The sequence below is a fragment of the Empedobacter sp. EJD.6dd genome, from assembly GCF_057369435.1.
In genome coordinates, this window is sequence record NZ_CM170667.1 from 2,940,801 (window position 1) to 2,959,422 (window position 18,622).

Sequence of the window (18,622 nt, forward strand, 5' to 3'; positions counted from 1 at the left end):
TTTCAAAATGGATTCAATCAATCAACTAAAATCATCGGCAGTTCCGATTAAAATAGAAAATATAGATACAGATCAAATTATTCCAGCTCGTTTCTTGAAAGCGATTAGTAGAGAAGGTTTTGGAGATAATTTATTCAGAGATTGGCGATTTAATCAAGAAAATGAGAGAATTAATGATTTTCCGTTAAATGATTCAAAATTTGAAGGAAAAATATTAGTTGCAGGGAAAAATTTTGGTTGTGGTAGTAGTCGCGAACACGCCGCTTGGGCAATCAAAGATTATGGATTTGATGTTGTGATTAGTAGTTATTTTGCAGATATTTTCAAAGGAAATGCACTGAATAACGGAATTTTACCAATCGTTGTTTCAGATGAAATTTTAAATCAAATCTTTGAAATCATCGACCAAAATCCTTCAACAGAATTTGAAGTTAATTTAGAAAATCAAACCTTAAAAATTCAAGATCAAACCATCAACTTTGATGTTGATTCTTATAAAAAAATCTGTTTATTAAATGGATATGATGACATTGATTTTTTAATCAGTCAAAAAGATAAAATAGAAACTTACGAACAAAACCATAAATCTTTACAACATGAAATCGCATAAAATTGTAGTACTTTCTGGCGATGGAATAGGACCAGAAGTCGTTTCGGAAACAATAAAAGTTCTGAAAGTCGTTGAACAAATTTTTAAATATAATTTCGAATTTGAGGAGGCTTTAATTGGAGCTATAGCAATTGACGAAACGGGAAATCCTTTGCCTGATGCGACATTGCAATTATGTAAAGATGCAGATGCGGTGTTGTTTGGTTCTATTGGAGATCCAAAATATGACAATAATCCGAACGCTAAAGTTCGTCCCGAACAAGGTTTGTTAAAGCTGAGAAAGGAACTTGGTTTATTTGCAAATATCCGTCCAATCAAGGCTTACGAATCTTTGTTGGGGAAAAGTCCATTGAAACGTTCGCACATCGAAGGAACAGATATGGTTATTTTTCGTGAGTTGATTAATGGAATTTATTTTGGAGAAAAATTTACAGCGCAAGATGGTTCGCATGCGTATGATACGTGTTCGTACAATAGAAAAGACATTGAGCAAATTACACATTTAGCTTTTCAGGAAGCAATGAGACGTCGCAAAAAAGTAACGTTGGTAGACAAGGCAAATGTGTTGGACACGTCTCGTTTGTGGAGAAAAGTTGCGATGGATATTAGCCAAGAATATCCAGAAGTTGAATTAGATTTCTTGTTTGTTGATAATGCAGCGATGCAATTAATTATCAATCCAAAACAATTTGATGTTATTTTGACAGAGAATATGTTTGGCGATATTATTTCTGATGAAGGAAGTGTAATTGGAGGAAGTATAGGTTTGTTGCCTTCGGCTTCTATTGGTACAGAAAATGCATTGTTCGAGCCTATTCATGGTTCGTATCCACAAGCAAAAGGAAAAGGAATTGCAAATCCTATGGCTTCTATTTTGAGTGCCGCAATGATGTTGCGTTATTTAGGATTAGAAGAAGGTGCGAAAGCAATAGAAAATGCAGTGGAAAATGCGATTAATAATTTGATTGTAACTTCAGATTTAGATGAAACGAGCGATTATTCGACATCTGTTGTAGCAAATTATATTGCGAAGATATTATTGAGCGATCATGATCATCATTCATATTTCAATTTTGAAAATGTATTGATGGGAAAATCGACGATTATATAGTTTTTATTATTTATGACTTAATGAAAAAGCCATTCAGATTTCTGAATGGCTTTTTCTATATCAATTAATGAGTTGATGATTACATCATCCCTGGCATTCCTCCACCCATTGGTGGCATAGCAGGCTCATCTTTTTTAATTTCTGTAACAACAGCTTCAGTTGTGATTAACATACCTGCAACAGAAGCAGCGTTTTCTAATGCAACACGAGCAACTTTAGTTGGATCAATAACTCCAGCTTCGATCATGTTTACATATTCGTCTGTTTTAGCATTGTATCCAAAATCTCCTGTTCCTTCTTTTACTTTTGCAACAACTACAGAACCTTCACCACCTGCATTGTGAACAATTTGGCGTAATGGTTCTTCAATAGCACGCGTTACAATTTTAACACCTGTCGCTTCGTCAGCATTTGAAGTTTCGATTGTTAAGTTAGATAAAGCTCTAACAAAAGCAACACCACCTCCAGCAACGATTCCTTCTTCTACAGCAGCACGAGTTGCGTGTAAAGCATCATCAACACGGTCTTTGATTTCTTTCATTTCAACCTCAGAAGCAGCTCCAACGTATAATACAGCAACACCTCCAGCTAATTTAGCTAAACGCTCTTGTAATTTTTCGCGGTCATAATCAGAAGTTGTCGTTTCTACTTGTGCTTTAATTTGGTTCACACGAGATTTAATTTGCTCAGCATCTCCAGCACCATTTACTACAGTTGTATTGTCTTTGTCGATAACTACTCTTTCAGCAGTACCTAACATTTCTAAAGTAGCCGTTTCTAACGTAATTCCTTGCTCTTCAGAAATAACTGTACCTCCTGTTAAGATTGCGATATCTTGTAACATTGCTTTACGACGATCACCAAATCCTGGAGCTTTAACAGCAGCAATTTTTAATGAACCTCTTAAACGGTTAACCACTAAAGTAGCTAAAGCTTGTCCTTCAACTTCTTCAGAAATGATTAAGAATGGACGTCCTGATTGAGCAACTGGCTCTAATAAAGGTAAGATTTCTTGTAAATTAGAGATTTTTTTCTCACATAATAAGATGTAAGGATTCTCTAATTCAGCAATCATTTTATCTGCGTTTGTAACAAAGTAAGGAGATTGGTATCCACGGTCAAATTGCATTCCTTCTACAACGTCAACATAAGTTTCTGTTCCTTTAGCTTCTTCTACAGTGATAACACCTTCTTTACCAACTTTAGAGAAAGCTTCTGCGATTAATGTCCCGATTGTATCATCGTTATTTGCAGAGATAGAAGCAACTTGTTTGATTTTTTCAGAAGAATCACCAACTTCTTGAGATTGCTCTCTTAAGTTTGCAACAATTCCAGTAACCGCTTTGTCAATCCCACGTTTCAAATCCATTGGGTTTGCACCTGCAGCAACATTTTTCAAACCTTCGCGAACGATCGCTTGAGCTAAAACAGTAGCAGTAGTTGTACCATCACCAGCAACGTCGTTTGTTTTAGAAGCAACTTCTTTTACCATTTGTGCACCTAAATTTTCGATTGGATCTTCCAATTCGATTTCTTTCGCTACAGAAACTCCATCTTTTGTTACGTGTGGAGCACCGAAAGATTTTTCTAAAACTACGTTACGACCTTTTGGCCCTAATGTTACTTTAACTGCATTTGCTAATGCATCAACACCTCTTTTTAAAGCGTCTCTTGATTCAATATCGAATTTAATATCTTTTGCCATTTTTATTTATTGTATTATGTACGATGTAAAATGTACAAAGTACTTGGTTTTGTTAAATTTAAATTGTCCGAAAATCTAATAATACATTTTACTTTATACAATTAGACTTTTTACATTTTTAAATGATTGCTAAAATATCAGCTTCACGCATGATTAAGTAATCTTTGCCTTCTAATTTTAATTCAGTTCCTGAATATTTTCCGTAAAGTACTTTATCTCCAATTGTAACTGTCATTGGCTCATCTTTTTTACCATTACCAACAGCAACTACAATACCTTCTTGTGGTTTTTCTTTTGCTGAATCTGGAATGATAATTCCTGAAGCTGTTTTAGTTTCCGCTGGAGCAGGCTCAATAACCACTCTATCTGCTAATGGTTTAATGTTTAATTGTGACATATTTGTATTTTTTATTTTTCTAAAATTGATGATTTTTAATCAACGAAAAACGTGCCAATAGCCAATTTCTGCCATTATGGATAAGTTAATTGTAATGAGAAAAAATAAAAATGCCAAGCTGTCAGACAACTTGGCATTTTAAGTAATTTTAAAAAGGATTATTTTTTAATAATAATTTTTTTAGTGAATTGTTCACTTCCAGTTTCAATAGAAACAATGTAAACACCATTTGATAAATTTGATAAATTGATTTGTTGAGATTTAGAAGAGTTTAATTTACTTACATAAACTGATCTTCCAGCTAAATCTGTAACGGTAATTTTACCTGATGTAAATGATTTAGCAAAATCTAAATTGATAATTCCATTTGAAGGATTTGGAGAAATTGTAGCTAAATCTTTTGTATTTATATCCGAAGTAGCTAATTTATCAGAAATATCAAAGTTTGCACTATTTACAGCCAAGAAAACATTATCAATTGCCTTTATCATAATACGAGCTTCTTTCGTTAATTTGATATCAGAAGGAACGATGAATTCATATTTTCCATTATTTGGAGTTGTTTCTGCTAAAACATAGTCAAAGTTTTTACCTCCATCTACAGATAATAAAATCTTCACATTTTGTGTATCAATTCCATTTGCATCTGTTCCTGCAACATCCCATGTAATGGTAGCTGGTAAATTATATGCCCAATATTCTGTAGTTCCTTGTGAAGTAACTTTAAATGGACCAAAATCTTTTACTGTTAATACTACATTTTTACGATCGGTTTGTCCTCCTTTAGGATTGTTATCTCTTACTAATAGAGAAAAACTTAATCTTCTAGCAACGCTTGGTATAACTTCCCAAGTCATAGGATTAGGATTTGTCTCAAATGTTAACTTTCCATCAACGATAGCTTGTAAATTAGGAAAGTATCTATATCCTTCAGTTTTTGGATTAAGAGATCTAAAAGTTGGTCCTCCTGTATTAGTAGAAACTGGTGGTTGTGTTGCAATTTGATTATCAGTTTGCTCCCAGTTGTACGTTAAAGCATCTCCATCAGAATCTGTTGCTGTAGCTTCTAACATAAATGCTGTAGAGTGCGGAATATTGTAAGATAATTTACTTATTTCGATAATTGGCTCATTATTTCCTGAATCTGTATTTACAGAACAACTTCCTGATGTTGAGGTAATAAAAGAATAAATGTTATTAACACTTACAGTAGAAAAATATGGGTCACTATTATTTTGAACATTTGGAGGACAAATTCCAGCATATGCCATAATTGTACTTCCACTTCCTGGTTCTACTGCTGTTGAATTAGAGCGATTTCCAGAACAAGAGTTATTAAATGTATGTGGAGCGCCAAATTGATGTCCCATTTCATGAGCTACATAGTCAATATAGAAAGGATCATTTATTGGAGCTCCCAATCCTGTTACACCACCAGCTTTAGATGTACTACAAGGGCTTCTTAAATAAGCGACTCCACCGCCACCAGTTGAAAAAACGTGACCGACATCATAATTATCGAATCCAATTTCTCTATCTAAAACAGTTTGGTTTTCAGATAACATAGTTCCTCCGTTATTATTTGTGTATTCATCAGTTGTAATAAAAACAATTTTATCATTGTTTTCTACTAATTCCATTGTTACACCAAATTCTTTTTCGTAGACACCATTTACTCTAGTCATCGCGACATTCATTGCAGAAATAACCGCTGCTAATTTTTGTTCGTTAGTACCAGAAGATAATCCTGCTCTGTTGATATGGTATCTAGAATATTCTATTGTTGTAGCAAGAGCTAAACGGTATTTTCTCAATTTTCCATCATTAGCAGTTTTATTGAAAGAGGTATTATTTGTAACTTGATCAATTAATTTTTGTTGTTGTACATCATCAGTATGGCAAGTGAAATTAATATTGTCATCCACATTTTTTCTGCCATAAGAGATATATGTAGATAAGTCTTCTGTATATGCGTCTATATAAGAAACGTCATGTCCTTTTTGAATCATAGCACTAAAACCATGATATGGTGAATAACTGAATCGAATTGTAGATTTACCATCGACAGATTTTCCTACATAAGATTTAATTGTATTAAATTTCTCTTGTAGTTTAGGAGCCATAATAGATGCTTCTTCTACCAGATATTTTGTGATTTCTCCATTTTCATTTGGAATGTTCACTAACTTTCCTTGATTGCTACCTTTATTTGCAATAGAATTTAAATCGTTTATTAAATTAGAAACATCTAATTTGAATAATTTATATTCTTTTGGTACTGTAGATCTTTCAACTAAATTTGTTGGTTGAAAGTTTTTATTCTTTAGTTCTTGCCAATGATTACTCTGTGCAAAAACTGAACTTCCACCCATAAGTAGAGATAAGATAATAAATTTTGTTTTCATAAATTTTTAATATTCAAGTGTTAAATAATTAATTTCTTTCGGAATTTCAATAAATAATAAGTTAATAGATTTATCTGCTTGATCTTTAACTTCTTTTAATTTTAAAACATTTTTTTTGGAAGTACTTGTTAATTCTAAAATTTCATATCGTTCAATATCATCTTTACAAATAACAGCAACGTTTTTGTTTGAAAAGTCAATTATTTCTAAAGGAGCATTTCTTTCACCTGGAACAACTAAAGAAAGTTGAAGTTCATTAAAGTCTTTTGAATTTGTGAAAATTTGAATATTATTTTTACAACCTTTTCCATAAAATGCTGTCCTAAAAACATTCAGGTCATTTTTAGAAATAGTTTTCAAAATTTTTTGTTGTCCGCAACCGATAAAAAATAAAGATATTAATGTAATTAAGAAGTAATAATGCTTCATATTCAGTGTTTAAGACTAAATTATGAATAAAAATTTAAATAGAGCAAATAAAAAAGCGAATCATTCAAATGATTCGCTTTTTTATTTGTTTATATTTTTTTAAAAAATTACTTAGCAGGTTGTGAAGGCTGAGCTGGTAATTGATTTTGACTTGCTCCATTTGCAGCAGGTTGTGCTGGTAAATTATTAGCTGGTGCCGTAATATTTTGTTTAATAGGTTTTATTGCATTTGGATTTTCGTGTGATACACTTGCTCCAATAATTAATACAATAACAGCGATAAATAATCCCCAAGTTGTATTATCTAAGAATTTATTTGTTCTTTGAACTCCAAACATTTGGCTTCCTCCGCCACCTCCGAAGGTAGAAGATAATCCTCCTCCTTTAGGATTTTGAGATAATACGATTAGTACTAATAATACACATAAAATCATGATGACAATCATGAAAAACTGAAATAGTCCCATTTTATTATTTAGAGTTTTTTAAATTTTCAATTTCTTTAATTCGATTTGCAAATAAACTATTTTTTTCTGGATATTTCAAAATTAATATCTTATAAGCTTTAATTGCTTTATCATATTTTTTTTGCTCAATATAAATTTGAGCTAATGTTTCGGTCATTAAATCCGAATATTCTTCTGTGCTTTGAACAAAATTAGATGGTGTATTGACTGGTGTTATATCCGTTTTTTTCATTGGAACAATTTTCGGATTCTTCTCCAAAAAGTCATCAATCAATTTATATTTTATTTCTCTTTCAGCAATTTCTTGTTCTTCTTCAATTTCTTTTTGGCTTTTCGATTGAGAAGGAACTTTTTTTAACCAATCTGTAAAAGAAAACGTCGATTCAGTCTCATTATTTTGTACTAATTCTACTTTTTCTTCAATTATTTCTGGTTCAGATTCTTTAATTACTTCTTCTTTTTCAGACAAACTTTCTACAATATCTTCTTTAAAATCATTTTTCACAATTTCAGGAATTTCTTGTTTTTTAGGTTCGTGTATTTCAATTCCAGAAGTTTGTTGAACAGCATTTTCGATATCATTTTCAGAAGTTTCATCTTCTTTAATAGTAGAATTTTCTACAACTTTATTGGTGATTTCTGCAACTTCATTCAATTCTTCATCCGAAATAATATCAATGACATGATCCGTTCTTAACTCTGACTCTTCTGTGTCATTTTCGATCATTTCATCCACAATATCGTTGTTAATTTCATCAACAATTTCCGTTTCGTTGTTTGATTCAACTTCTTTTTCTTCGATACTATTAGAAGTAGAACTTTCTATAACTGGATCAGGAATAATTTCATTTTCAATTGATTCTTCTACTTTTTCTAATGCAAAAGTTTCAGTTTCTTTTTTAATTGGTTCCGAATTGATGTAATGATATAAATCAACACGATTACTACTGTGAATTGAAGTTTTGTTTAAATAATCCTCAAAAGAAGGATGATTTTCTTTTTTTAAACCATAAAGTAACAAGGCGCGCAATGTATAGAAATATGGATATTTTTCTACTTCTTTTTTTAGAAGTGGAATGTCCGATTTCTCGACTTCGTACGGATGTGCTACTAAATACTCAATTCTGGTCATTGCTCAAATATAAGGTTATTTTTTTACCAATCCATCGCAATCGACGCAAAAACTTGGTCGCGAATATCATTAATAATTAACGGAACAATTGACGATTCTACAGTACTTAACATTGCGTTTCCGTCGTACAATTGAAATGCAGAAAATGTTCTGTCATAACTTTTTGACTCGTCTTTATTGTTGATATATCGAACTTTCACATAAATCGTCAAACGGTTTTTTGCAGCAATATCATTCGACTGAATTGCTTCTGGAGCAACATCATATCCTGTAATTTCACCTTCGATAATTAAGTCGGAATTTTCGTTTGAATTTAATTTCAATTTAGTTCTACTTCTAAAAATATCCTGAATTGCAATTGTCAATTCTTGACTTAAAGTAGGGTTTTGTTGAGGTGCATAATTCGGAAAAGTTGCCACGTAAATTGTGTTCCAATCTGGTTGAATTGCAGCTCCAGAAAGAGAATAACTTATACAACCTGTTAAACTGAAAATAGCAAAAATGCTAAGGACGAATAGTTTTATTTTGTTCATATTACAAATGATATTGTTTGATTTTTCGGTACAATGTACGCTCAGAAATTCCTAATTCGTCAGCTGCCATTTTACGTTTTCCTTTATGTTTTTCTAATGCCAATTTGATCATTTCCTTTTCATTGTCTTGTAATGAAAGTGATTCTGGTTCTTCAATTGGACTTACGTCATAGACATCGTTTGAATAATCGTATTGTGGTTGTTGAAAATTTGGTGTCTGAGACGTAGGAGTTGTCGAAACTAAATTATATTGATTTGGAACAAAATCATTTTCAGGTTCGTTTTGGTCTTGATAAACACGTTGAATTAGTTCTTGTGTGTTGCCGTTAAAATCATCTGCATCTTTGTGTTTAATCAAATCTAATGTTAATGCACGCAAATCATTCAAATCTTTTTTCATGTCCAATAAAACCTTGAATAATAATTCACGCTCCATAAAATCTGAAGAATTTCCGTCTTTCGATTTATTTGTAACCGTTAACATTGTTGAATTATTCGGTAATAATTCCATTATTTTTTCTAATGAAATTACACGGTCTTTTTCCACGACAGAAACTTGTTCAGCGAAATTACGTAATTGACGTACATTTCCTGGCCAAGGATAATTCGCAATATAATTTTGTGCTTCTGGCGATAGCTCGATATGCGGCATTCTATATTTATTTGCAAAATCTGAAGCAAATTTTCGGAACAATAAATTGATATCTTCTTTTCGTTCGCGCAATGCCGGAATATCTATTTGAACTGTGTTTAATCGATAATATAAATCTTCACGAAATTTACCTTTTTCAACAGCTTCTTTCAGTTTTACATTTGTTGCAGCAACAACTCGAACATTAGTTTTTTGAAGTTCCGAAGAACCTACTTTCATAAACTCACCCGATTCTAAAATACGTAACAAACGTACTTGTGTTGCTAAGGGTAATTCTCCAACTTCATCTAAGAAAATTGTTCCACCATCAGCAACTTCAAAATAACCTTTTCGAGTTTGTGTTGCACCTGTAAAAGCTCCTTTTTCGTGTCCGAATAATTCAGAATCAATTGTTCCTTCTGGAATTGCACCACAGTTTACAGCAATGTAATTATTGTGCTTGCGAGCAGATTGATTGTGAATAATTTTCGGAACAAATTCTTTACCAACGCCACTTTCCCCGATAACAAGAACAGAAATGTCGGTAGGTGCAACCTGAATAGCTTTTTCTAAAGCACGATTTAAGGCTACATTATTTCCAATGATTCCAAAACGTTGTTTGATTGTTTGTAAAGAATCCATGTTTTATTTTTTTAGGTTGTCAAGTTGATTTTTTTTCAACTTCTCATCATTCTATTCTGGATGAAATATTAGGAAGGATGATTTATCAAAACACCCTTCTTAATAATTTATTTTTTAAGCCTCAACCATTTCACCAATTAATGTTGCAGTTGTACAGCTATTTGCTTTTACGTTAACGAAATCACCAATTTTAGTTCCTTCTACTTTAGGGAAAACCAAAACGGCATTTTGTGTATTACGTCCGTACCAGAAATTTTCGTCACGTTTAGAGTTTCCTTCAATCAAAACTTCATGTACTTTACCAACATAACCATTCATACGCTCTGCAGAATGTTTTTGTTGCATTTCGATGATTTCTTGTAAACGACGTTTTTTGTCTTCAGGTAGAACATCATCTGGCATTTTTTTGTGCGCTGGTGTTCCAGGGCGTTCTGAATAAGCGAACATATAACCGAAATCATATTTCACATATTCCATTAACGACAAAGTATCTTGGTGTTCTTCTTCTGTTTCTCCACAGAAACCTGCAATCATATCGTGAGATAAAGCACAATCTGGAACAATGCGACGAATTTTATCAATTAATTCGAAATATTCTTCACGGGTATGTTGACGATTCATACGCTCTAAAACAGTTGTAGAACCTGACTGAACTGGTAAGTGTATATATTTACAAATGTTTTTGTGTTTCGCCATCATTTCTAAAACGCCTTCTTCCATATCTTGTGGATTAGAAGTTGAAAAACGTAAACGAACAGTTGGAAATTGCGTTGCAACCATGTCTAATAATTGTGCAAAATCTACAGCAGTCGCTTTCTGAATATCAGTTGCATTTTTGAAATCTTTTTTTGGTCCTCCTCCATACCATAAATATGAATCGACATTTTGACCTAAAAGAGTAATCTCTTTGTAACCATTTTCGGCTAATTCTTTACATTCGTTCAAGATAGAATGTGGATCACGAGAACGTTCACGACCACGAGTGAAAGGAACAACACAAAATGTACACATATTATCACAACCACGAGTAATTGTAACGAAAGCTGTAACACCATTTCCACCTAAACGAACAGGAGAAATTTCTGCATAAGTTTCTTCTTTTGATAATTGAACATTTACTGCATCACGTCCGTCTTCAACTTCATTCAATAAATTTGGTAAATCGCGGTAAGCGTCTGGTCCAACAACAATATCAACTAAATGTTCTTCTTCAAGAAATTTATGTTTCAAACGCTCAGCCATACAGCCTAAAACTCCAATTTTAAGACTTGGATTTTGTTTTTTAATGGCGTTTAAAGTTCCTAAACGTTTGCGAACTGTTTGTTCTGCTTTTTCACGAATAGAACATGTATTTAAAAGGATTAAATCTGCTTCGTCAACTTTTTGTGTCGTTTGGTAACCCTCATTATTTAGAATAGATGCAACAATTTCACTATCTGAGAAATTCATTTGACATCCGTAGCTTTCTAAGAATAATTTCTTTGTAGCATTACGAGTAGGAGCAGTCATCAAAGCTTCTCCCTGTCTTGTTTCATCTATATTTTTTTCTTCTGTATGCATTCTGAAATGTATATATTATCGTGCAAAAATAATAAAACTATGTGACATATTGGCAGTAAAATTTTCTTTTGCATTTTATTAACATTTTGTAGATTTACGGAAACTAAATACTAAGAATTTACAAATATGGATAAAAAAGTACAAGAACGAATAGAAGAAAAGCTTCAAAATGGTTTCCAATTGAAGTCTGGACAAATTGTTGAAAAAGCATGGAGCATTTTTTCTGGAATTGCAGGTTATGCAATTTTAGCATTGATAATTTATGCAGTCACATCATGGGTTATTAATATGTTAGTTGGACTTATTTTTCCAGTTACTTTTGACGAAGAAGAAATTCAAGCTGTAGCTAATAGTGGAGACCCAAATGCAGCAATTGAAATGTATAAAGAAATATTTACAAATACTTCTACGATTATTTCAGTTTTTGCTACGAATATTTTATCAGCTGTGTTATATCCTATTTTATTTAGTATTTATACAATGGCTTATAAATATGATTTTAATAAAAATCCTGAAGTAAGTGATATTTTTATTCATTATAAAGACGGGAAATTTTTAAATCTTTTCCTTGTAACATTAGTAGTTCAAATTGTTGGTAGTATAGGATTTATGTTATGTCTTGTACCAGGTTTTATAGTATATACAATGTGGATGTTAGCTGTACCATTAATTATTTTTGCGTCAGCTGATTTAAAAGAAGCATTGAATTATAGTATGAAATTAGCTTTCAAAAATTTTGGAAGTTTCTTTGTTGTTTTATTATTAGGAATAGCAATAATAATAGTTGGTTTTATTTTATGTTGTATTGGTCTTATTCCTGCAATTCCACTTGTATATGTAATGATGTATGTATTGTACAAGGAAGTAGTTGGTTTTGATGATGAACAATCAGAAATAGAACAAATCGGAACAGATATTTACAAAGATAATCCTTACATGAAATAGATAAAATTATGGAGCAGTTGAAAATCATTTTTGGCTGCTTCGTTTTTTTGTTATTAATTTTGCAGAAATTTTTTAAGAAAACAATATGTCTAAAAATCTCGTTATTGTTGAGTCCCCAGCAAAAGCTAAAACCATTCAAGGTTTTTTAGGTGATGATTTTATCGTGGAATCAAGTTTTGGTCACGTAGTCGATTTACCTAAGAAAGGAATGGGAATCGAAATCGAGAATCATTATAAGCCAATATACGAAGTGACACCTGATAAAAAGGACGTTGTAAGTAAACTAAAAAAATTGTCTTCGAAAGCCCAAACAATTTGGCTAGCATCCGATGAGGACCGCGAAGGAGAAGCAATTTCTTGGCATTTGTATCACGTTCTTGGATTAGAAAAGAAAGATACGAAACGTATTGTTTTTAACGAGATTACGAAAAAAGCGATTCAGCGAGCGGTAGAAAATCCACGTCAAATTGATGAAAATTTGGTTGATGCACAACAAGCTCGTCGAGTTTTAGATCGATTAGTTGGTTTTGAAATGTCGCCTATTTTATGGAAAAAAATCAAACCAGGTTTATCTGCAGGTCGTGTTCAATCAGTTTCTGTTCGATTAATTGTAGAACGCGAAAAAGAAATTCAAAACTTTGTTCCAGTTTCGTCATATAAATTCATTGCAATTTTCGAAACAAATGAAGGAAGAACATTAAAAGCAGTTTTAACAAAAGAATTTTCTACGTTAAAAGAAGCCGAAGATTTCTTAGAAACATGTGTAGGAGCAGATTTTAAAGTAAATGATTTACAGAAAAAACCAGCAAAACGTACACCTTCAGCACCATTTACAACATCAACTTTACAACAAGAAGCTTCACGTAAATTAGGTTTTTCTGTTTCGAGAACAATGCGTGTAGCGCAGCAATTATACGAATCTGGACATATTACCTATATGAGAACGGATAGTGTAAATTTATCTGATGATGCATTATCTTCGGTAAAATCTGAGATAGAATCTGCTTACGGAAATAAATATGTTGAGATAAGAAAATACAAAAATAAAAACTCATCGGCACAAGAAGCGCACGAGGCAATTCGTCCAACGCATTTCGAAAATCATTCGATTAATGCTGACGATTCAATGCGTAAATTATACGAATTAATTTGGAAACGTACGGTTGCTTCTCAAATGGCAAATGCCGAATTAGAGCGCACAATTATTGATATCGACAACAACAAAAACAACTTTACTTTTCAAGCAAAAGGAGAAGTAATTGTTTTTGATGGTTTCTTAAAAGTATATCAAGAATCGCATGATGACGAAGATGCTGATGATGACAAAGTATTGTTGCCGAGCGTAAAAGTAAATGAGCAATTAAAAGCTGATGAAATTAACGGTACTGAACGTTTCTCTCGTCCTGCAGCTCGTTATACAGAAGCATCTTTGGTGAAAAAATTAGAAGAATTAGGAATTGGTCGTCCTTCAACTTATGCACCAACAATCTCTACAATTCAAAATAGAGGTTATGTAGAAGTAGGCGAATTAGATGGTCAAGAACGAAAATATAATACCTTAACGTTAATCGATAATCAAATCAAAAAAACGCAACAAAAAGAAATTTTTGGAGCAGATCGTCGCAAATTAATGCCAACTGATATTGGAATTGTGGTAAATGATTTCTTAGTTGATTATTTTAAGAATGAATTAGATTACGATTTTACAGCTCGCGTCGAGAATAGTTTTGACGAAATTGCCGAAGGAAAACTAAATTGGACAAAAATGATTGATGAATTTTATACAAAATTTCATCAAACAGTAGAAGATGTTCAAGAAAATGCTGATCGTGCAACTGGAGAACGCGAATTAGGAATTGATCCAACTTCAAGTAAAAAAGTACATGCACGTATCGGTCGTTTTGGTCCTATGATCCAGATTGGAGAAGCAGAAGACGAAGAAAAACCACGTTTTGCTAGCCTTCAAAAACATCAATCGATTCATAATATTACATTAGAAGAAGCGTTAAAATTATTCGAATTACCAAAAACTTTAGGTGAATACAAAGCGCATGAAGTTGAGGTGAATATAGGACGTTTTGGACCTTATGTAAAGTTTGATGATAAATATATTTCGATTCCGAAAGAAGAAGATCCAATGGATTTATCATTTGAACGTGCGGTAGAATTAATCGAAGAAAAATTAAAAGCAGATGCTCCAATTGCGCAATACGAAGGGCATGATGTAACGAAAGGTAAAGGTCGTTTCGGACCATTTATCAAATGGAGTGAATGGTTTATCAATGTTCCAAAAAAATACGATTTCGATCATTTATCACAAGCTGATATTATCGAATTGATTGAAGATAAAAAACGTAAAGAATCTGAACGTGTTGTTCGCGAATGGGCAGAACAAGAAATTCGATTAGAAAAAGCACGTTGGGGACGTTTCAATTTAATTCAAGGAAAAATTAAAGTTGAATTGCCAAAAGAAACTAATCCAGAAGCGTTGACATTAGCTGAGGTAGAGAAATTGATAGAAGCTGCAAAACCTGTAAAGAAGACAGCAGCAAAGAAAGCTCCAGTAAAAAAAGCAACTGCTAAGAAAGCCACAACTAAAAAAACAACGACTAAAAAGTAATGTACAAGGACTTTTTAAAACCAGTTTCTGAAGAATTACAAGACTTTGCAAAGTCTTGTAATTCTTTTGCGTTAGGAACATCAGTGAAATTTCGTGAAGATATTCTTGAGTCAGAAGAAAATTCGAACGATAAAATTGCAATTATTGGTGTGACAGAATCTCGTTCAAAACAAAATGATTTGATCGAAGATGTGGATTTTAGTCTTATTCGTACACAATTGTATGAACTGCAAATGGGAAATTGGTCGATAGATTTGTACGATTTTGGTGATGTAAATTACTATGATGATAAACATGAAACCGAAAAAGTTTTTAAAGAAGTTGTAAACGGATTAATTCGAGCAGGCTATAGCGTTGTTATTTTGGGTGGGAATCCAAGTTTAGGTTATCAACAATACCGTGCTTATGATGAACTTGTTGATAAAGTTTATTTCTTAACAATCGATCATAAGTTGCGTTTAGGAAAAGATGAAACGCAAACAACAGAAAATAATTATCTAACAAAAATTATTTCGAACGAACCTTTTAATTTACTTGATTATACAAATATTGGTTTTCAAACGTATTTTGTAGCGCAAGAAAAATTGGATTTGTTGGATCAATTAAATTTTGAAGCAGTTCGTTTGGGAGTAATTTCCGAGAATGTAAGAGAAATTGAACCTTATTCGAGAGATGCAAACGCAGCGTTAATCAATCTTTCGAGTTTACAAGGTTCAGATTTTTTATCTTCAAAAAATATGACACCAAATGGTTTTACTTCGCGCGAAATTTGTGCGTTGACAAGATATTTGGGATTCAGCAATAAATTGACTTCACTTTACGTTTGTGATTATATCGAAAACTACAAAAAATTAGATCATTTATTGCTAGCACAAATGATTTGGTATTTTATTGATGGAAAAAATCATCGTCCTGAGATAAAAAGTTTTGACGATACACAATATTTTGAGAAAATTTTTGTTCCTACAGAAGGGTATAATTATATTTTTTATCGAAATATAATAACTAATCAAATGTGGATCGAAGTTGATAATACTGTTGATGGTGAAAGAAAATTTGAAATCATTTCGTGTTCAGACAAAGATTATGAACAAGCCCTGAATGGTGAAATACCAAACAGATGGTGGAAGTATTTCAAAAAATTTTATTAAAAAATAAAGAACAATTATAAAAATCAATTAATAAAATGCCTTAATTTGTAGCCTTATTAATTGAGAACTAAAGTATAAAACCTGTATAAAAATAAATCTATAACAGAATGAATAGAATTTTGGTAAGTGCATTGTTGCTATCTCTTTCTTTATCATCATGTAAAATGCTGAAGAACAGAGGGAGTAGTGATAGAAATGATGGACAGATAGTTTCGAAAACATCTTCGGCTTGGACGCCAGTTCGTCCAAAAGGAATGGTTCCGATTCCGAGTGGATCGTTTGTTTTAGGACAAACCGATTATGATTTTACAAAAACAAATGACGCTCCAGTAAAAACTGTTACTGTTACAGGTTTCTTTATGGACGATACAGAAATTACAAATTCTGAATATCAGATTTTTGTAAATTATGTAAAAGATTCTATTGCTCGTACAGCATTAGCTAACAAAGCTGAAACTTTAGGTTTTGACCCTATGAACCCAGCTGCAGATAACGATGGAATAGGAAGTTATGCATATGTTTCTGGTTCTGCAGATGGAGAAGGAACCCCATATGACGAATATCTTAAGAATAGTAATACAGGTAGAGATGGACAATCTTTAGATTCTAAGAAATTAAACTGGAAACAGCGTTTAGAATGGGATAAATATAAATATCCAGATGTTGATTACGCAGAAGTAATGGAAGGAATGTATTATCCACCAGAAGAGCGTATGAATGGAGAAAGACGTATTGATACGCGTAAGTTAAACTATTCTTATGTGACAGTTGATCAAACTGCAGCAGCTAAGAAAAAAGGAACTTTCCGTGTAGATTTTCGTAAAGAATTTAGTTTAAATATTTATCCAGATACAACAGTTTGGGTAAGAGATTTTAACTATTCTTACAATGATCCAATGCACCAAGATTATTTTTGGCATAAAGCATATGCTGATTATCCTGTAGTTGGTGTAAATTGGAATCAAGCAACTGCTTTTTGTGATTTCCGTACAAGATATCACAATACTGCTTTGAACAATAAAAAGAAAAGAGGAAGTCAAGTTAAAGTAATTAGCTACCGTTTACCTACAGAAATTGAATGGGAATATGCAGCTAAAGGTGGATTAGAAAATGCACCTTATCCTTGGGGAGGTCCTTATTTAACAGATGATAGAGGATGTTATTTAGCGAACTTTAAACCAAAACGTGGAGATTATTTAGAAATTAACGACGGAAAGAAAACAGGATATATGTATACTGCTCCAATCAAAACTTTCAAAGCGAATGGATATGGTCTTTATGACATGGCTGGAAATGTAGCTGAATGGACTAGCTCTCCATATAACAGATCTTCTTACACAATGTCTTCTTCATTAAACCCATCTATTACGATGTCAGGAGAAGTTAACAGAAGTGTTCGTGGAGGTTCTTGGAAAGACGTTGGATACTTATTAATGGTATCATCTCGTGACTGGGAACATAAAGATTCTGCAAGAAGTTTCATCGGATTCCGTACAGTACAATCATTCCCAGAAGGATCAAAAGTAAATTTTAGAAAAACCAAATAACCTATCTTTAAAACAATAAATAAAAAGCACTCATATGGCAGTACAAGCTTCAAAACAAGAACGTCTTACAAATTTTTTGTACAATTTCTTTGCCGCAGTAGTAATTATCGGGGCATTATGTAAAATTACACACACAAATTTAGGACCTATATCAGCAAACTTAATCTTAACAATCGGATTAGTAGCTGAAGCATTCGTTTTCTTTTATTCAGCATTTTTTGATAAACCTCAAGGAAGTTATGATTGGGAAAAAGCTTATCCAGAATTATTAAATGGCGAACCAGTACAAAGAAAAACGGCTGCTGTTGCAACTGCAGGAAATAATTTAACTGCTGAGTTAGACAAAGTTTTAGCAGACGCCAAATTAGATAAAGAAGTTTTCGAAAGATTACGCGGTTCTTTAGATAAATTTGGTTCAGCTGTTAATGAATTAAATACAACAACATCAGCTGTTGCATCAACAGAACAATATAGTAACGAAATTGCAAAAGCATCTACAAACATCAGTCAATTAAATGCAGTTTATGCTGAGCAAATCGTAAATAGCCAAAAACAAGTAGAATTAAACAAACAATTTATCGAAGAAATGCAAAAATCTTCAGGTAGTTCAGAGCAATTCTTAAAAGAAATGCAAGAGCTTTCTGCAAACATTAATGCATTAAATAAAGTATACGGAGGTATGCTTTCTGCAATGAAAAATAACTAATCATTGTACTGATAAATTAACTAAATTATTC

At 32.4% G+C, this 18,622-nt stretch carries 16 protein-coding genes; 7 read left to right on the plus strand and 9 right to left on the minus strand.

Going from position 1 to position 18,622, the window contains the following annotated elements; all coding sequences use genetic code 11:
• The first annotated feature begins 7 nt into the window (after window positions 1–7).
• Together leuD and leuB are read left to right on the plus strand one after the other, a co-directional pair.
• A complete protein-coding gene (gene leuD, locus AC2I98_RS13775; protein WP_486412234.1) occupies window positions 8–610 on the plus strand; it encodes a 3-isopropylmalate dehydratase small subunit in 603 nt (200 codons plus the stop codon).
• A complete protein-coding gene (gene leuB, locus AC2I98_RS13780; RefSeq protein WP_486412235.1) occupies window positions 597–1,721 on the plus strand; it encodes a 3-isopropylmalate dehydrogenase in 1,125 nt (374 codons plus the stop codon). The genes leuD and leuB overlap by 14 nt, the downstream gene beginning before the upstream one ends.
• 79 nt (window positions 1,722–1,800) lie before the next feature.
• On the opposite strand, the gene groL is transcribed toward leuB, so the two are convergent.
• The 9 genes from groL to miaB form a co-directional block, all read right to left on the minus strand.
• On the minus strand, window positions 1,801–3,426 hold the full coding sequence (gene groL / locus AC2I98_RS13785; RefSeq protein WP_486412236.1) for a chaperonin GroEL: 1,626 nt from the start codon (window positions 3,424–3,426) through the stop codon (window positions 1,801–1,803).
• 118 nt (window positions 3,427–3,544) lie between these two features.
• Window positions 3,545–3,823 (minus strand): co-chaperone GroES, encoded by a 279-nt coding sequence (locus AC2I98_RS13790; protein WP_313360746.1) that lies wholly within the window; start codon window positions 3,821–3,823, stop codon window positions 3,545–3,547.
• A gap of 158 nt (window positions 3,824–3,981) precedes the next feature.
• Window positions 3,982–6,228: a zinc-dependent metalloprotease gene (locus AC2I98_RS13795; protein ID WP_486412237.1), complete on the minus strand. Its 2,247-nt coding sequence runs from the start codon at window positions 6,226–6,228 to the stop codon at window positions 3,982–3,984.
• 6 nt (window positions 6,229–6,234) lie between these two features.
• Entirely contained in the window at window positions 6,235–6,657 is a 423-nt protein-coding gene (locus tag AC2I98_RS13800) for a hypothetical protein (RefSeq protein ID WP_486412238.1), read from the minus strand.
• 107 nt (window positions 6,658–6,764) lie between these two features.
• Window positions 6,765–7,124, minus strand: coding sequence for a preprotein translocase subunit SecG (gene secG, locus AC2I98_RS13805; RefSeq protein ID WP_486412239.1), 360 nt, complete (start codon window positions 7,122–7,124; stop codon window positions 6,765–6,767).
• 4 nt (window positions 7,125–7,128) lie between these two features.
• On the minus strand, window positions 7,129–8,256 hold the full coding sequence (locus AC2I98_RS13810) for a tetratricopeptide repeat protein (protein WP_486412240.1): 1,128 nt from the start codon (window positions 8,254–8,256) through the stop codon (window positions 7,129–7,131).
• A 23-nt stretch (window positions 8,257–8,279) separates the two neighbouring features.
• Complete coding sequence (locus AC2I98_RS13815) at window positions 8,280–8,789, minus strand: LptE family protein (RefSeq protein WP_486412241.1); 510 nt, start codon at window positions 8,787–8,789, stop codon at window positions 8,280–8,282.
• A 1-nt stretch (window position 8,790) separates the two neighbouring features.
• A complete protein-coding gene (locus AC2I98_RS13820) occupies window positions 8,791–10,062 on the minus strand; it encodes a sigma-54 interaction domain-containing protein (RefSeq protein ID WP_486412242.1) in 1,272 nt (423 codons plus the stop codon).
• Between the two features lie 114 nt (window positions 10,063–10,176).
• The gene (miaB, locus tag AC2I98_RS13825) at window positions 10,177–11,622 is read right to left on the minus strand and encodes a tRNA (N6-isopentenyl adenosine(37)-C2)-methylthiotransferase MiaB (RefSeq protein ID WP_486412243.1); all 1,446 of its coding nucleotides are present in this window, start codon (window positions 11,620–11,622) and stop codon (window positions 10,177–10,179) included.
• 126 nt (window positions 11,623–11,748) lie between these two features.
• Here miaB and AC2I98_RS13830 point away from each other — a divergent pair, with 126 nt between their 5' ends.
• The 5 genes from AC2I98_RS13830 to porL all read left to right on the plus strand — a co-directional run bounded on the left by AC2I98_RS13830 (window position 11,749) and on the right by porL (window position 18,591).
• Window positions 11,749–12,567, plus strand: coding sequence for a hypothetical protein (locus AC2I98_RS13830; protein WP_486412244.1), 819 nt, complete (start codon window positions 11,749–11,751; stop codon window positions 12,565–12,567).
• An 85-nt stretch (window positions 12,568–12,652) separates the two neighbouring features.
• Window positions 12,653–15,187, plus strand: a complete 2,535-nt coding sequence (gene topA, locus AC2I98_RS13835) for a type I DNA topoisomerase (RefSeq protein WP_486412245.1) — start codon at window positions 12,653–12,655, stop codon at window positions 15,185–15,187.
• On the plus strand, window positions 15,187–16,338 hold the full coding sequence (locus AC2I98_RS13840) for an arginase family protein (RefSeq protein WP_486412246.1): 1,152 nt from the start codon (window positions 15,187–15,189) through the stop codon (window positions 16,336–16,338). Before topA ends, AC2I98_RS13840 begins: the two co-directional genes overlap by 1 nt.
• A 107-nt stretch (window positions 16,339–16,445) precedes the next feature.
• Window positions 16,446–17,885, plus strand: coding sequence for a T9SS ring complex lipoprotein PorK/GldK (gene porK / locus AC2I98_RS13845; RefSeq protein WP_486412247.1), 1,440 nt, complete (start codon window positions 16,446–16,448; stop codon window positions 17,883–17,885).
• 34 nt (window positions 17,886–17,919) lie between these two features.
• Complete coding sequence (gene porL, locus AC2I98_RS13850; protein ID WP_486412248.1) at window positions 17,920–18,591, plus strand: type IX secretion system motor protein PorL/GldL; 672 nt, start codon at window positions 17,920–17,922, stop codon at window positions 18,589–18,591.
• Window positions 18,592–18,622: the final 31 nt, after the last annotated feature.

What these genes read in the sequence shown, in the direction of transcription:
- leuD (WP_486412234.1), top strand. Translation starts at nt 8, where the DNA reads ATGGATTCAATCAATCAACTAAAATCATCGGCAGTTCCGATTAAAATA.
- leuB (WP_486412235.1), top strand. Translation starts at nt 597, where the DNA reads ATGAAATCGCATAAAATTGTAGTACTTTCTGGCGATGGAATAGGACCA.
- groL (WP_486412236.1), bottom strand. Translation starts at nt 3,426, where the DNA reads ATGGCAAAAGATATTAAATTCGATATTGAATCAAGAGACGCTTTAAAA.
- AC2I98_RS13790 (WP_313360746.1), bottom strand. Translation starts at nt 3,823, where the DNA reads ATGTCACAATTAAACATTAAACCATTAGCAGATAGAGTGGTTATTGAG.
- AC2I98_RS13795 (WP_486412237.1), bottom strand. Translation starts at nt 6,228, where the DNA reads ATGAAAACAAAATTTATTATCTTATCTCTACTTATGGGTGGAAGTTCA.
- AC2I98_RS13800 (WP_486412238.1), bottom strand. Translation starts at nt 6,657, where the DNA reads ATGAAGCATTATTACTTCTTAATTACATTAATATCTTTATTTTTTATC.
- secG (WP_486412239.1), bottom strand. Translation starts at nt 7,124, where the DNA reads ATGGGACTATTTCAGTTTTTCATGATTGTCATCATGATTTTATGTGTA.
- AC2I98_RS13810 (WP_486412240.1), bottom strand. Translation starts at nt 8,256, where the DNA reads ATGACCAGAATTGAGTATTTAGTAGCACATCCGTACGAAGTCGAGAAA.
- AC2I98_RS13815 (WP_486412241.1), bottom strand. Translation starts at nt 8,789, where the DNA reads ATGAACAAAATAAAACTATTCGTCCTTAGCATTTTTGCTATTTTCAGT.
- AC2I98_RS13820 (WP_486412242.1), bottom strand. Translation starts at nt 10,062, where the DNA reads ATGGATTCTTTACAAACAATCAAACAACGTTTTGGAATCATTGGAAAT.
- miaB (WP_486412243.1), bottom strand. Translation starts at nt 11,622, where the DNA reads ATGCATACAGAAGAAAAAAATATAGATGAAACAAGACAGGGAGAAGCT.
- AC2I98_RS13830 (WP_486412244.1), top strand. Translation starts at nt 11,749, where the DNA reads ATGGATAAAAAAGTACAAGAACGAATAGAAGAAAAGCTTCAAAATGGT.
- topA (WP_486412245.1), top strand. Translation starts at nt 12,653, where the DNA reads ATGTCTAAAAATCTCGTTATTGTTGAGTCCCCAGCAAAAGCTAAAACC.
- AC2I98_RS13840 (WP_486412246.1), top strand. Translation starts at nt 15,187, where the DNA reads ATGTACAAGGACTTTTTAAAACCAGTTTCTGAAGAATTACAAGACTTT.
- porK (WP_486412247.1), top strand. Translation starts at nt 16,446, where the DNA reads ATGAATAGAATTTTGGTAAGTGCATTGTTGCTATCTCTTTCTTTATCA.
- porL (WP_486412248.1), top strand. Translation starts at nt 17,920, where the DNA reads ATGGCAGTACAAGCTTCAAAACAAGAACGTCTTACAAATTTTTTGTAC.